Genomic DNA, 15146 nt, shown 5'->3' with positions numbered 1-15146 from the left:
CCGGAAATTTCTGCCCGACAGATTGATGGCCCTCAAAGGCCGTGAAAAATCTTGGCGGAACCCTCGGGAAAACGGTCGGGCCGATAGATGCTTTCGTTATGCGATGCGGCCACGCCGCCGATTTCGATGGCCGCAAGATCCTCGCCGCACTATCGAAAACCGGACCCAGCCGCTATACCGGCTCCTGAACCCGCACCGGGCGGGATGCTGCAAAAAAGTCGCCACCAAACACCGTCCGTCGCCAAGCGACCCCAGCGCATTGTGAACCAGAGCATTGACCCCGATTTCCACCATCAAGCAGCACCTCTCGCCGTCACGGATCAACATCACCTTCTCCATCCTCTGCTTCTTTTGCCCGCCTGTGCTGGGGTCGGCGGTCAGCTTTGTGTTCAATGGCGGCGGCCTGTGGTCGGTGTTTCTGCTTGCGCTGAAAAGACGGCACTTCAACATCGACCAGCCGATGACCGCCATGACGGTCGCCATTTATGCCTATGGCGCAGCCTGCGTGCTCGCCTCCATCGTCAACAATTCGATCGCCAGGGATGTGCCGCATCTGGCGGGACTGATCACCTTCCTGTTTTTCCCCGTGTCATACGCGACCTGGAGCATTACCGAGAAAACCACGCTGGCGCGCATCGTCGTGCTGGCGAGTGCTGCCGCCTGTTTTGGCGCCCTGCTGCTGGCGATCGTCCAATATTACTGGCTGGGCATGCGGGCCGAAGGCGGCGCCGGCAATGCGATCGTGTTTGCAACGGTCACCTGCCTCAGTGTGATGATGTGCCTGGCGGGCGCCTTGTCTGGCATCGAAAAGAAAAAAGCCTTGCTGGCCTGCGCGGCGCTGGCCGGGACGGTCGCCATCCTCTATTCGGAGTCGCGGATCATCTGGCTGGCGATGCTGGTGGCCGGCATCGCCGTCCCGCTTATCAACCGTCGCAGGCTCACCAGCCGAAATGTCATTCGTCTGCTGCTGATTGCGGGCGCGATCGGCGTGGTTATCGCCGCCGTCGGATTCCCCATCATTTCCGAGCGCGCAGCCTTCCTTTTCAGCGACTGGAATGCACTGGCCACGAAAGGTGACCACACCACGGCACTCGGCTTCCGTGCTGCGCTTTGGCAGATCGGCCTCAGCGCCTTCCGCGACATGCCGATTTTCGGTCACGGCATTGCTGCAAGCCGTGAGCTGATAGAGGATGGATTCCGCAATCAGTTCAACATGCCGTCCGTGGGTTTCAGCCATTTCCACAACGGCTTCCTCACCGCATTGGTGCAGGCAGGGCTGCTTGGCGCCATAACCTTGGCGGCTATTTTCGTCGTTGTCGCAAGAAATGCGGCCGTCGTGCTGCGCACCAGCGCCGATACGATCGAGCGGTTCGGCGCCACGATGATTGTCGTTACCGTGATCACCTATCTCATCGGCGGCCTGACCGGCATCCTGGTCGGCCACGACATCCTCGATTCGACACTGATGGTGTTCCTGGTATCCGGGACCTATCTTGCTTCGGGCCGCCAACAGGCGTTGCCCGAACTGGCCTCGACGCCGCAGGCAAGCCAGCCATGAAAGTGCTGGTCACAGGCGCGACGGGCTTCATCGGCAGGCAGGTCGTCAACCAGCTTGGCCAAGCGGGGTTCGAGGTGCGCATGGCATCGCGTCACCCGGAACGGCTCGATCCCGCGAGGGATGCCGTGCTGTTGCCGGACTTCGGCGCACCGGCCCAGGCATTCCAGGCGCTGATGCGAGATATCACCGATGTCGTCCACTGTGCGGCTCTCAACAATGACCGCAAGGCGAGCGAGGCCGACTTCCTGGCCGCCAACGCGACACTGACCGAACAGCTGGCGCGCGCGGCCGCCGCGCAGGCCAGCGGGCGCTTCATCTATCTGTCTTCGATCCGGGCAGTAGTCGGTCCCGGTTTCAGTGGGACGATCAGCGAGGCGACACCGCCAGCCCCGCAATGCGCCTATGGGCGCTCGAAACGCGAAGGCGAGATCAGGGTGCTGGAAGCCTATGCGTCCAGACCTACCGATGCCACGGCGCTGCGCCTGCCGTCGATCTATGGCGAAGGCATGAAGGGAAACCTGGCGACGCTGATGCGCCTGGGCGGCATGCCTATGGCCTTGTCGCTGCCGGCGGCGGCCTTCAGCGGCGTACGATCGCTGATGTCATGCGAGGCGGCAGCTCGGACTGCGGTGTATCTGTTGAGCCGTCAGCAGCCGCTTCGCCCCGTCTATGTCACCTGCGATCACCCTCCTCTCCCGGTCTCGGCAATCATCGGGGCGTTCCGGAACGGTTTTGGCTACTCATTGCGGCTGTCTAGAGTGCCTGCCGGCCTGATGCGGGCAGTGTTGACCTTACTGGGCAAACGCAAAGCATGGGACGCGATCACAGCGACACAGATTTGCGATCCATCCCTGCTGCTCTCCGAAGGCTGGGCGTCGCGGACCGATACGCTCGAACAATTGACCGAACTCGCGCGCCGCTACAAATCGGGTGCTGCTCAGCGATAGAAGATCGTGCCTACAAGAATGCGGATATCGAGGCCGATCGAGGCCATCGTGAGATATTCGGCATCGGTCTCGGCGCAAAGTTTCGGGTCCGACATGTCGATGCCTTTCATCTGCGCCAGCCCGGTAATGCCCGGAAGCGCCGCAAGCACACCCAATTGCCTACGGCGTTCGATCAGCTCCGTTTGCGTGGGCAGGCACGGACGCGGTCCGACCAGGCTCATCTCGCCCTTCAGCACATTCCACAGCTGTGGCAGCTCGTCGATCTTGAATTTTCGCAGCACCGCGCCGGCGGCAGTGACGGAGTTTGCCGGCGCCTGATGCGAGGGCAGAGACGGCGTTCCCACAACCATCGTCCGCAACTTGTGGCAACGAAACAGCGCGCCATTCTGTCCGACCCGGGTTTGAGAAAACAATGCGGGTCCAGGCGACGACAGCCTGATTGCCAACATGGCAAGCAGGATGACGGGCGAGGTCGGCGGCAAGAGAACCGCCGCCACGACGAGGTCGAAAACTCGCTTCGGCCCTTTCACGGCCATGCCGGCATGCTCCCAGGTTCACAACAATGCCGGCCAACGCCGGAGGCAAAATGACGGTCGGGTAGTACGCGGCCATCCGCCCCGCACAAGGAAAGCACGACACGTTGGCCCCGATCAGATTTGCCTCATGCCGTCTGTATCGCACCAACGGCCGCGGATCATGGCCGGCCCAATCACAGCCGCTCGCGACAGGCTTAACCCGCTTGCCCGACTGTTTTCGCAACGGTTTCGCGGCGCGCGTCGGCTTGAGGCTCTTCCGCCTGATGGAGCCCCGCCATGACGGCAAGCGCGGCGGCCTTGTCCTGGTCGCGCATGGCCGCCTGCAGCGACGTCAGCGCTGCCTGGACCCTGGACCACCCCACGACATCGGTTCGCAGGCCGAAGATCTTGGGGATATCGAGCGCGACAATCTCCTCATTGCCGCCATGCAGCACCTCGTGAAGCTTCTCGCCCGGCCTGATCCCGGTGAAACGGATCGGAATGTCGGTGTAGGGGCTTTTGCCGGCCATGCGGATCATGGTTTCGGCGACTTCGAGGATCGGCACCGGCTTGCCCATGTCGAGCATGTAGATGGCGTAATCGTCCTTGCCCTGGCGCCGCTCGGCATCGGCCGCCGACATGATGACGAGGTCGACGGCTTCGGCCACCGTCATGAAGTAGCGGGTCATGCGGCGATCGGTGATGGTGACCGGACCGCCGGCCTCGATCTGCGCCTGGAAGATGGTGGCGACCGAACCGTTGGAGCCGAAGACATTGCCGAACCGCACGGCAATGAACTTGGTGCCGGAGTGACGCCCATTGGGTTCGGTGGCGTGCGTTTCGTGCAGCGAAGAGACGATCTGCTCGGCGGCGCGCTTTGTCATGCCGAGCACCGAGGTCGGATCGACCGCCTTGTCGCTGGAAATCAGCAGGAACTGCGGCACCCCGCATTTGGCGGCAACCTCGGCGCAGACGAGGGTTCCCAAAATGTTGGTCTGGATCGCCGATTCCCAGTTCTCCTCGAGCAGCGGCACATGTTTGAGCGCGGCGGCGTGGAAGATGATGTCGGGCTTGAAGTCGCTGACGACGCGGGTGATCTGGCGCCGGTCGGTGACATCGACGATACGGCTCTTGAGCCGGGCATGATCCTTCTCGTCGACCTGCTGGTCGAGCTGGAAAATCCCGAACTCCGAGATATCGGCAACCAGAACCGCCTCGGCGCCGAGTTCCAGCGACCGCTTGACCAGGATGCGACCGATTGAGCCGGCGCCGCCGGTCACCAGGACGCGCTTGCCGCTGACGAAGCCGCCAATGCGCTCAACGTCCGACGGAACCGTGGAGCGGCGCAGGATCGTTTCCATCTCGACAGCGTCGAGGACCAGCTTGCCGCCCTGCCCGAGCTCCGAGACGCCGGAGAACTGGACGACGGTTATGCCGCTGTGGCGGGCGACACGGACCAGCTCCGAATACTCGATCTCGCGTTCGGTGCCATTGCCGAAAATCAGCATGTCGAGGCTTTTGGTGCCTCTTGCATATTCTTCCAGCACCTCGACCAGGTGGGGCCGCACGGCCACCACCGGGACGCCCTGGATCTGCGTGCCCAGCGGCGCGCCGTTCTCGATGGCCATGATGCCGGCGATGGAATACTCGGGCGGCTGTGCCGTGCGCGTGAACCGGATGATGACGTCTGCCTCGCCGAGCCTGCCGACGAACAGCGCCTGCTTGATCGCCACATTGTTTGCATTGCGGCTCAGGATTCGCCAGCTCGCCCCGTCGCGCAGGAAGCGGTAGTAGAGCCGCGGCGCCGAAATGATGGTGAAGGAGACGAGGAAAAAGACGATAAACTGGCGCTCGTTTAGGCCGGTCACCGGCTGAAACGATCGAACCGCCAGCGAGACGACATAGAGCGTGACGGTCAGGATCGCGCAGCTCTTCAGGATGTTGAAGAAGTCGGGGGTGGAGGCGAAGCGCCACACGGTGTTGTAGAGACCGCAATAGCGAAACAAGAGATGGCTGAGCAGAACAATGCTCACCCAGCACGCCAGGCCCGGCCAGGAGAGCGCATCGAATGAAAGTCTCGACTGCGAAAGCCCGAGACTCAGCGCCACCGCGACCAAGACCATGACCAGGTCCTGGATCATTATAATGGCGCGCCGCATCTTCGGCCGAAGTCCCGATACGGCTTCTACATAGGATGTCATTGGGTAGTACTGAACTCCAGGCGCAAGGACTTGGACACTAACGTAGTGCGAGAGCGACGGAAACCCGTCACCAATCACCTGTTTGGAGTGCCAATCCCCAGCCCCGCCGCTTTGTATCGCATAGCGTGGAGTTGGGGGCGTCGCCAGATATTTTTTTCGCAAGCTGCTTGGTTAAGGGATTGGGAGATCAATCGGCTAATATTTTCGCGAGATTTTCGCAAAAAGTCGAGCCGCTGGGACGACAGGTGCAACTGGGGCAACAAAAGCAGGAGGGCATCGGCGAGGCGAGGCTGCGCCTCTGTTCGCGATCAAGAATCCGCGAATTTGCCGATTCGCGCCCCTTTTATGGACAGATCCTGGCAACGGCATCATCAAGCAGGCCGAAGGAGACATAGAACCACCTTTTGCGTCGATTTCGGCCAATCCAGCGCATTCCAGCCAAAAGTCGTGGCGAATTTTGCCGTCGACAGCCGTGAATTGGGAGGGCGCCGTGCCTTGGTCGGATAGTCGCTGGTCGCGATGTCCCGCACCCGCGCTGTGGGGCCGCCGTGCCGCGCGCTCGTGTCGAGCATGTGACGGGCAAAGCCGCTCCAGTTGACGTCGCCAACTCCGGCGAGATGGTAGATCCCATAGCCATCGAAGCTGTCGTCATCGCGCAACATCGCCGCCGCCTGCAGGATCGCATCGGCAATATCAAGTGCGGATGTCGGGTTCCCCCATTGGTCGGAGACGACAGCGATCTCGTCGCGGTCGCTGGCCAGCCGCAGCATGGTCTTGACGAAATTCCTGCCGAACGGGCTGTAGACCCAGGCGGTGCGCAGGATCAGGTGGCGCGGATTGGCTGCTGCCACCGCCAGTTCGCCGGCGAGCTTGGAGGCGCCGTAGACGCCGAGCGGCGCGGTGGCGTCGGTCTCGACATAGGCGCCGTCCTTCGAACCGTCGAAGACATAGTCGGTCGACAGATGGATGACGGGCACGCCGAGCCGTGCCGCCGCCTCGGCGACCTTGCCGGCGCCTACGGCGTTCACCGCGAAGGCAAGGTCGGGCTCATCCTCGGCCTGGTCGACCGCGGAGTAGGCGGCAGCCGACACCACGGTGTCCGGCCGCACTGCTGCGAGAGCGTCGAACACCGTGTCGGGCCGCGCCAGATCGAGCGTCGGCCGCCCGACCGCGACGACCTCAACGTCATCACGCCCCTGCCCGGCCTCCAGCAGGCTGGTGGCGACCTGACCGTCGCGTCCGGTGACAACCAGCCTCACGCCGCGCCCTTCCTGCCTTCAATCTGGCCCCGGGACTGCACTTGCCCGAGCCGCTCGCCGGCATAGCGCTGTTCGCGGATCGGCCCCCACCACCATTTGTTGTCGAGGAACCAGTCAACCGTCCTTGCCAGGCCGCTGTCGAAACTCTCCGCTGGCGCCCAGCCGAGATCCCTGCCGATCTTGGAGGCGTCGATGGCGTAGCGGCGGTCGTGACCCGGGCGATCGGTGACGAAGCTGATCAGATCGCGATAGCGTTTGCCGCCGGCGCGTGGCCTTCTGGCGTCGAGCAGATCGCAGATCGTCTCGACGACGCTCAAGTTGGTCCGCTCGGAATTGCCGCCGACATTGTAGCTCTCGCCCGGCTGCCCCTTGGTGGCGACCAGCTCCAGGGCGCGGGCATGATCCTCGACGAACAGCCAGTCGCGCACATTGGCGCCGGCGCCGTAGACCGGCAGCCGCTTTTCGTCGAGCGCGTTGAGGATCACCAGCGGGATCAGCTTTTCGGGAAAGTGATATGGCCCGTAATTGTTCGAGCAGTTGGAGAGCACGACCGGCAGGCCATACGTCTCGTGCCAGGCCCGCACCAGATGGTCGGACGCCGCCTTTGAGGCGGAATAGGGCGAGGACGGCGCGTAAGGCGTTTCCTCGACGAACATGCCGCCGTCGAAGGGCAGATCGCCGAACACTTCATCGGTCGAGACATGGTGGAAGCGGAAGCGGGCTTTCCTGTCCTCACCAAGGCCGCGCCAATATTCGAGCGCCGAATTCAGCACCCGGTAGGTGCCGACGATGTTGGTCTCGATAAAGGCGCCGGGTCCGTCGATCGAGCGGTCGACATGGCTTTCGGCGGCGAGATTCATGACGACGTCGATCTCGTCGCGGTGGAGGATGTCGAGGACCGCCCGCTCGTCACAGATGTCGGCCTGCGCAAATTTGTAGTTGTGCGCATTCTCGATCGTGCGCAGCGAAGCGAGATTGCCGGCATAGGTAAGCTTGTCGAGATTGGTCACATGGTAGGCCGGATTGGCGCACAAATGCCGGCACACCGCCGAGCCGATGAAGCCGGCACCGCCTGTCACCAGAAAATTCATGGCGCTCTCCTCACATCGTCGCGCGTCATGCGAACACCTCGGCCGTGGCAAGCGTCGGCGCCTTGAGGTCCTTGGCCGAGAGCTCGAAGGCGCCGGCTGGCGACGGCCAATCGATGCCGATGTCGGGATCGTCGAAACGGATCGATCGGTCGTGCGCCGGCGAATAGGTGTCGGTGACCTTATACAGGACCTCGGTGTCCGGCACGAGCGTGACGAAGCCGTGCGCGAAACCCTTCGGCACCAGGATCTGGTTGCCTTTCTCGGCCGATATTTCGAGCGCGACCCATTTGCCGAAGGTTTTCGAGCTGCGGCGAATGTCGACCGCGACGTCGAGAATCTTGCCTCTGATCACACGCAGCAACTTGTCCTGCGCGCGTGGAGGAAGCTGATAGTGAAGCCCCCGCACGACACCCGCGGCCGCCGAATAGGAGTGATTGTCCTGGACGAAACGCAAATCGATGCCGGCTTCAAAAAAGCGCTCGGCATTCCAGGTCTCGATGAAATAGCCGCGCGCATCGCCGTGCCGCTTCGGCACGATCTCGAGCACGCCGTCCAAACCGAGCTGCCTGACTTCCAGCACTCTAATTCTCCGTCAGCTCGGCGACACGCCGGCGCAGATAGGCGGCGTATTCGTTCTTGCCCAGGCGCATGGCGCATGCAGCTGCCCGCGCTCGAGATAGACGTTGTTGACCGCCGTGATCTCAAGCTCGCCGCGCGCCGAGGGCTTGATCGTCGAAGCGATGTCGACGACCTCGTTGTCGTAGAAATAGAGGCCGGTGACCGCCCAGTTGGACTTCGGCTTCTCTGGCTTTTCCTCGATCGTCAAAGCGGTGCCGCTGAGCTTGTCGAACGACACCACGCCATAGCGCTGCGGATCCTCGACATGGTAGGCGAACACCGACGCCCCGCTTTCCCGCTGCGTGGCAGCGCGGCAGAGCTGCGACAGGCCCTCACCGAAATATATGTTGTCGCCGAGGATCATCGACACATTGTCCTTGCCGATGAAGTCGCGGCCGATGATGAAGGCCTCGGCAAGCCCGTTGGGCTGCGGCTGTTCGGCATAGGACAATTCGAGCCCGAATTCCGAACCGTCACCCAGCAACTCGCGAAAGATCGGCAAGTCGCGTGGCGTCGAGATGATAAGAATCTCGCGAATTCCGGCGAGCATCAATACGCTCAGCGGATAGTAGATCATCGGCTTGTCATGTATCGGTAGAATTTGTTTAGATATCGCTAATGTTATAGGATAAAGGCGGGTTCCGCTGCCTCCAGCAAGTATAATCCCCTTCAACCGAATCTCCTTGAGTTACCCAAGCCGATCAGAGCGCGCCCGTGCCTATCGCGAGGTGCTGACCGAACAGGGCCTGCCGGTTGCCGAGCCTCTGCCCGGCGCCTGCTTCCCGCCGCCCGCAAAAGGTAACACAGGATAGAGCCGGTGGCCGCATTTTTACAGCGGACGAATGGTGGCTGCTCTGTTGGCATCCCGTCCGATGCCAAAGGAGCAGCCATCAACGATCCAGGAGTACTGGCAGCCCGCGGGTGATGGGCGCAAGGCCGGACGGCTGATGACCTTCCGCGCAGCCGCCTTCTCATGGCCGTTCACCGATCATGAGGCCGGCCTTTGCTGTGGGGCTCGACGGAGGCCTTCAGGCGGATGATACGGAAGCGCCCGCTAAGCCGTTGCCAGTGCTTCTCCGCAGACCTAGAGGAGACGCTGGGCGCCGTCGAAAATGCTGCTGGCAACGAGATATTTCCTTGGCATATTAGAAAAGACGCGGATTTCGAAGCCATTTTTGCTGTTGACAGGTGAGCTGACTTCAATAAGTAGCGGCCTGAACTTAAAATAACAAAAGCAGAATTATGAAATTCGGGTCAAGCGGTGTTCGGGGTTTGGCTTCGGAATTGGTTGGAAAGCCAACCGGCCTTTATACTGAAGCTTTTGCTAAGCGTTTGGTTTCCAGTGGATTCCAATCCAATGGCCAGGTCTTCGTTGGCCGTGATCGACGCGATAGCAGTCAGACAATTGCAGACAACTGCATGGCAGCCTTGGCCGCAAGCGGGTTTCAGCCCTTGGATTGCGGCATCCTCCCTACGCCGGCTCTCGCTCTATATGCCCAAAAACACTGTGCCGCGGCCATCATGGTGACTGGCTCGCATATCCCCGCGGATCGCAACGGCATCAAGTTTTACAGCCTGAAAGGTGAGATCGACAAAGCAGATGAGGCTGCGATCACGAACTATGTCGCCGAACGGTCAAATGTGTACCAATGGCCGCCCGCGTGCGGAACGTGGCCGGTTTGTCATGACGAAGCGGTCGCGTCCTATCGAGACCGCGCCAATGGCATATTGGAGCCGGGCTCTCTTTCGGGCATGAAGGTCGGTGTCTATCAGCACAGTTCGGTCGCAGCGGAGTTGCTGGTAGAGGTTCTTCAATCGTTCGGGGCCAACGTCGTTCCCGTCGGAAAAACTGAAACCTTCGTGCCAGTCGATACCGAAGCCGTGGATGCGGCCACGCTTGCGAAGCTGAAGGGTTGGGCCCACGAATTCAAGCTTGACGCCATTGTGTCCACGGACGCCGATGCCGACCGACCCCTTGTCGCTGACGAGAACGGTGATCTGTTTCGGGGGGACCTGATCGGGCTCGCCACGGCGCTTTTCGTGACCGCGGATACTGTCGTGACACCGGTGACCTCCAATTCGGGCATTTCAAATGCCCTGGGTTTGGAGGTGAGAAGAACAAAGGTCGGATCGCCATTTGTTATTGCCGGCATGGAAGCTGCATACGACGATGACAAGATTGTCGTCGGCTTCGAGGCCAATGGCGGCGTGCTCCTGGGATCGGATTGCCAGCTGAATGACAAGACGCTTACGGCACTGCCGACACGGGACGCGCTCCTCCCGATTCTGGCAGTGCTCGGCACTGTGGCATCGACAAAAACTCCCTTGTCTCGCTTACGCGAGATGTGGAAGCTCCCATCCTGCGCAAGCGAACGACTTGAGAACTTTCCCCTAGAGAGCTCGCGCAAACTGCTGCGCCACCTGGCGAGCTCGGATTCGCTCCAGCAGTTTCTAGCTCCGTTTGGCACTGTTGCCGACGTCGATGAAACCGACGGCATCAGGGCGCGGATGCATACAGGCGAGATCATACACTTGCGGCCGTCCGGAAATGCGCCGGAATTGCGCTGTTATTCGGAGGCTGCGGACTTCGACAGGGCGACAGCGCTCGTAGCGCAGACACTGGAGAAGGTGCGGGCAACCGCGTCCACAGACACTGAGGTCGTTCGATGAAAGTTGTTCCGGTCATCATCAGCGGTGGAGCTGGTTCGCGACTATGGCCGGCCTCCCGGCAGTCGCATCCCAAACCCTTCCTCAAGGTGACGGACGGACATTCGCTCATACAGCATACTGTGTTGCGAGCTGCCTCGATCCCGGATGTCGTCGAGCTTGTCACCGTGACGTCCAGGGAACACCTTTTCCTCACGAAAGACGATTTCGACGAGCTGGAATCAGTCATCCTGCCGCGCACCTTTCTGCTTGAACCAGAGGGGCGCGATACTGCCGCCGCTGTGGCAGCGGCCACGATCCACGTCAAGGCAACGCAAGGTCCCGACGCCATTCTGTGCATCTTTCCCGCCGATCACATGATCGGGAACGTGCCGGCATTTCTAAGCGTCATGGCCAGGGCAATCGAACATGCGAAGCAAGGACGTATCGCAACCCTGGGCATAAACCCGACCCGGCCGGACACGGCATTCGGCTATATCGAGGCAGACGGCGAAAAAGTTGTCCGATTCGTTGAGAAACCGGACATCGAAACAGCCAAGTCCTATGTCGCGTCCAAGCGCTTCTTCTGGAACGCCGGCATCTTCTGTTTTAAAGCACAGGTAATGCTCGACGAGATGGCTTCGCATTGCCCCGCAGTGATCAACGCCGTTCTCGACAGCTACGAGAACGGTCGCGTCAGCCATGGCGAAGGCTTTGCCAACATCGAACTCTCATCGGAACATTTTGCTTTGGCTCCGCGTATATCACTCGACCATGCGGTGATGGAAAAGGCACAAAACCTGGCCGTCGTCCCCTGCGACATGGACTGGAACGACATCGGATCGTGGAACGCGATGGCCGAACTGGTCGCCGCCGATGAGAGCGGGAACAGGATTCGCGGCGACGTTCGCATGGTGGACACAACCGGCAGCTACATAAGTTCGGGCAAGCGCGTCATCGGCACGGTCGGCATCAGCGACCTGGTGATCGTGGATTCCCCGGATGCCTTGCTCGTGGCGTCCCGCGACCGCGTCCAGGACGTCAAGAAGCTGTTCGAGTCCCTCAAGGCTTCCGGACATGATGCGCATTTGCTTCACAGCACCGTGCACCGACCGTGGGGCACTTACACGGTCCTGGAGGAAGGCGAACGCTTCAAGATCAAACGCATCGAGGTGAAGCCGGGTGGGCGCTTGAGCCTGCAAATGCACTATCATCGTTCGGAGCACTGGGTCGTGGTCAGCGGCACAGCGAAGATAGTCAACGGGGACCAGGAATTGCTCCTGACCACCAATCAATCCACCTATATCCCGTGCGGCCACAAGCATCGGCTGGAGAACCCCGGCAATATCGGCTTGGTGATGATCGAGGTCCAAAGCGGCGAGTATCTCGGCGAGGATGACATCGTGCGGTTCGACGACGTATACGGTCGCACCTGACAATTCATTTGGCTCGCAGGGCTGGGGCGAGCAAACATCAATTCTGGGCTGGGGCGGAGCAATCATCAGACACAATCGAGAGAATTGATGACAAAGACAGCACTGATAACAGGCGTCACCGGGCAGGACGGCGCCTACCTGGCTGAGCTGCTGCTCTCCAAGGGCTATGAAGTTCACGGGCTGGCCAGGCGATCGAGCACTGCAGACGTGAACACCACGCGACTGAAATGGCTTGGCATCGAGAAAGACGTCCGGATCGTTGACGGAAACCTGACGGATCTGTCAGGCCTGGCTCGAACCATGCGCGACATAAGGCCGGACGAAGTCTACAATCTTGCGGCCCAGTCCTTCGTCAAATCATCGTGGCAGCAGCCGATCCTGACGGGCAACGTCACCGGAATAGGCGTGACCAACGTTCTCGAGGCGCTCCGCCTCGAAATCCCCGAGGCGCGCTTCTATCAAGCCTCGTCGTCCGAAATGTACGGCCTTATCCAGGAACCAATGCAATCGGAGACGACGCCTTTTCATCCTCGCTCCCCCTATGCCGTAGCGAAGCTCTATGGCCACTGGATAACGATCAACTATCGCGAAAGCTTCGGCCTGCATGCCTCAAGCGGCATCTTGTTCAATCACGAATCACCACTTCGCGGCATCGAGTTCGTGACCCGCAAAGTCACGGACGCGGTCGCACGCATCAAGAAGGGCATGTCCAAGGAATTGCGGCTCGGAAACATCGACGCGAAGCGCGACTGGGGCCACTCGAAGGACTATGTCCGCGCCATGTGGCTGATGCTGCAACAGGACCAGCCGGATGACTATGTCATCGCGACAGGCAGGACGACGACGGTGCGCGATATGTGCCGGATCGCCTTCCAACATGTCGGACTCGAGATTGATGACTATCTTGTCATCGATCCGGCGTTGTTCAGACCGGCCGAAGTCGAAATCCTGCTCGGCAATCCTGCGAAGGCAAAGCAAAAGCTGGGCTGGGAAGCGACGATCTCGCTGGAAGAGATGATCCGTGAAATGGTGGATGCCGATCTCGAACGCCATACTAACCCGTCGAGAGGCTGAGTTGAGCAGAAAGCCCCATTTGCGTTATGGTCGATAGGTTCACGCATCGCATCCTCATAACCGGGGCAAGCGGGTTCGTCGGCTCGGCACTGTTGCAGCTGCTGGAACGGGACCATGGCGACTGCAAGGTGTTCGCGCTTGGTCATGGCAAAGAGCAACAAAACGCAATCGACCTGCTGGACCGGGAAGCGGTTGGCACCGCCGTCCGCGAGGTACAGCCAACTGCGCTTATCCATTTGGCAGCGGTCGCCGCACCTTCCGATGCACGCAACGCGCCACGACACGCCTGGAACGTCAATGTTACGGGAACGATGAATCTTGCCGAATCTGTGCTGCGACACGCGCCGAAGGCACGGTTCGTTTACGTTGGGAGTTCGGAGGCCTATGGCGCTTCGTTCCTCGACGTAGCCGGCCCGGTGACGGAAAGCGCGCCGCTTCGGCCGATGAACGTCTACGGCGCCACCAAGGCGGCCGCAGACCTGATGATCGGGCAAATGGCATATGACGGTCTGCGCGCTGTCCGCTTTCGCCCGTTCAATCACACCGGCCCTGGTCAGTCCGATACCTACGTGGTCTCCAACTTCGCACGCCAGATCGCCGAGATCGTGTCCGGCAAAAGCGAACCGATCATTCAGGTAGGAAATCTTGAAGCCGAGCGCGATTTCCTGGATGTTCGCGACGTGGTGCGCGCGTATGCGAGTTCCGCGATTCTCGACCTGGATGCCGAACCGGACCATGTTTACAACTTGGCATCCGGACAACCGCGGAAGATCCGGGATATCCTGGACGCGCTGATTGCGCAGTCGGGCATCGACATCGAAGTCCGCGCCGACCCTAAAAAACTTCGTCCGAACGACATCCCTGTTGCCTGGGGTGATGCGTCAAAGGCACGCGCCAAGCTGAATTGGACGCCTTTGGTGCCATTCGAGCAGACAATCGCCGACGTTTTCGGATATTGGCACCGGCTATGTAACGCCCGCTGACTTTGTCGCGGCAGGGCGCAAGGACCGAGCACATGTTCCGAAGCCTATGGCAATACCGCCATTTCATCATCTCCTCCATCAGAGGCGAACTGAAGGGACGTTTCGTACGCTCACGCTTGGGCGGCCTTTGGTTCATCCTTCATCCACTTGCGCAGGCGCTTATTTTCTCGATTGTCCTTTCGGAAGTTCTCAAGGCTCGGCTTCCGGATACGGACAGCCCAGCTGCCTATCCGATCTATCTTCTGTCCGGCATGGCCGCGTGGAATTTGTTCAGCGAAATTCTCACTCGCAGCATGACGGTCTTCATCGAGCAGGCACCGGTGATGAAGAAGATCGCCTTTCCGCGTCTGTGCCTGCCCGTGATCGTGGGGGGCACGGCGTTGATCAATCATCTGCTGCTGCTCGTCGCCCTGTTCATCATCTTCATCTTCCTGGGACATATTCCGGGCCGCGCGTTGATCCTGCTGCCGATCGGGATCGTCCTGATTGCGGCGATCGGCTTCGGTCTCGGCGTCATCCTCGGGGTGATGAACGTGTTCATCCGCGACATCGCGCAGGTGATGACGATCGTGCTGCAGCTCTGGTACTGGCTGACGCCAATTGTCTACCCGGCCAATGTACTGCCCGAGAAGTACAGTTTTGTGATCGGTCTCAATCCGGTTGCGCCGTTGGTGGCGCTGTATCAGGATGCGCTGTTGTTCAACCGCTGGCCGAATCCGGAAAGCTTGATCATGCCAGCGGTCTTGGGGCTCCTGAGCGTGACCTTCGCGATGATTTTCTTTCGTCGCGCAAGCCCCGAACTCATTGACGTGTTGTAG

General features: G+C 60.6%; 12 protein-coding genes and 1 pseudogene. 7 read left to right on the top strand and 6 right to left on the bottom strand.

The genetic code is table 11. From position 1 onward, the window contains the following. Positions 1-274 precede the first annotated feature (274 nt). Both AC04SH_RS28960 and AC04SH_RS28955 read left to right on the top strand, forming a co-directional pair. Entirely contained in the window at positions 275-1558 is a 1284-nt protein-coding gene (locus tag AC04SH_RS28960; RefSeq protein WP_488577561.1) for an O-antigen ligase family protein, read from the top strand. Next, entirely contained in the window at positions 1555-2505 is a 951-nt protein-coding gene (locus tag AC04SH_RS28955) for an NAD-dependent epimerase/dehydratase family protein (RefSeq protein ID WP_488577560.1), read from the top strand. Before AC04SH_RS28960 ends, AC04SH_RS28955 begins: the two co-directional genes overlap by 4 nt. On the opposite strand, the gene AC04SH_RS28950 is transcribed toward AC04SH_RS28955, so the two are convergent. From AC04SH_RS28950 to rfbA, 6 genes and pseudogenes are all read right to left on the bottom strand, one after another. Next, entirely contained in the window at positions 2496-3041 is a 546-nt protein-coding gene (locus tag AC04SH_RS28950; protein ID WP_488577559.1) for a sugar transferase, read from the bottom strand. The two genes, AC04SH_RS28955 and AC04SH_RS28950, sit on opposite strands and share 10 nt — an antisense overlap. A 194-nt stretch (positions 3042-3235) precedes the next feature. Next, a complete protein-coding gene (locus tag AC04SH_RS28945; RefSeq protein WP_488577558.1) occupies positions 3236-5221 on the bottom strand; it encodes an SDR family NAD(P)-dependent oxidoreductase in 1986 nt (661 codons plus the stop codon). Between the two features lie 371 nt (positions 5222-5592). Next, positions 5593-6480: a dTDP-4-dehydrorhamnose reductase gene (rfbD, locus tag AC04SH_RS28940; RefSeq protein WP_488577557.1), complete on the bottom strand. Its 888-nt coding sequence runs from the start codon at positions 6478-6480 to the stop codon at positions 5593-5595. Beyond that, entirely contained in the window at positions 6477-7571 is a 1095-nt protein-coding gene (gene rfbB, locus AC04SH_RS28935; RefSeq protein ID WP_488577556.1) for a dTDP-glucose 4,6-dehydratase, read from the bottom strand. The genes rfbD and rfbB overlap by 4 nt, the downstream gene beginning before the upstream one ends. A 25-nt stretch (positions 7572-7596) precedes the next feature. After that, a complete protein-coding gene (gene rfbC, locus AC04SH_RS28930; protein WP_488577555.1) occupies positions 7597-8151 on the bottom strand; it encodes a dTDP-4-dehydrorhamnose 3,5-epimerase in 555 nt (184 codons plus the stop codon). A gap of 45 nt (positions 8152-8196) precedes the next feature. Next, a pseudogene (gene rfbA / locus AC04SH_RS28925) lies at positions 8197-8862 on the bottom strand (glucose-1-phosphate thymidylyltransferase RfbA); the annotation flags it as partial. 569 nt (positions 8863-9431) lie between these two features. On the opposite strand from rfbA, the gene AC04SH_RS28920 reads away from it, so the two are divergent. From AC04SH_RS28920 to AC04SH_RS28900, 5 genes are all read left to right on the top strand, one after another. After that, positions 9432-10859 (top strand): phosphomannomutase, encoded by a 1428-nt coding sequence (locus AC04SH_RS28920; RefSeq protein ID WP_488577554.1) that lies wholly within the window; start codon positions 9432-9434, stop codon positions 10857-10859. Beyond that, positions 10856-12271, top strand: a complete 1416-nt coding sequence (locus tag AC04SH_RS28915) for a mannose-1-phosphate guanylyltransferase/mannose-6-phosphate isomerase (RefSeq protein ID WP_488577553.1) — start codon at positions 10856-10858, stop codon at positions 12269-12271. The genes AC04SH_RS28920 and AC04SH_RS28915 overlap by 4 nt, the downstream gene beginning before the upstream one ends. Before the next feature lie 87 nt (positions 12272-12358). Further along, entirely contained in the window at positions 12359-13345 is a 987-nt protein-coding gene (gene gmd, locus AC04SH_RS28910) for a GDP-mannose 4,6-dehydratase (protein ID WP_488577552.1), read from the top strand. A gap of 26 nt (positions 13346-13371) precedes the next feature. After that, positions 13372-14328, top strand: a complete 957-nt coding sequence (locus AC04SH_RS28905; protein WP_488577551.1) for a GDP-mannose 4,6-dehydratase — start codon at positions 13372-13374, stop codon at positions 14326-14328. A 32-nt stretch (positions 14329-14360) separates the two neighbouring features. Further along, positions 14361-15146 (top strand): ABC transporter permease, encoded by a 786-nt coding sequence (locus AC04SH_RS28900; RefSeq protein ID WP_488553121.1) that lies wholly within the window; start codon positions 14361-14363, stop codon positions 15144-15146.

This window comes from Mesorhizobium sp. CNPSo 4688, from assembly GCF_057784295.1.
Note: the sequence above shows the minus strand (reverse complement) of the source record. Positions and strands in the feature narration are given on the sequence as shown.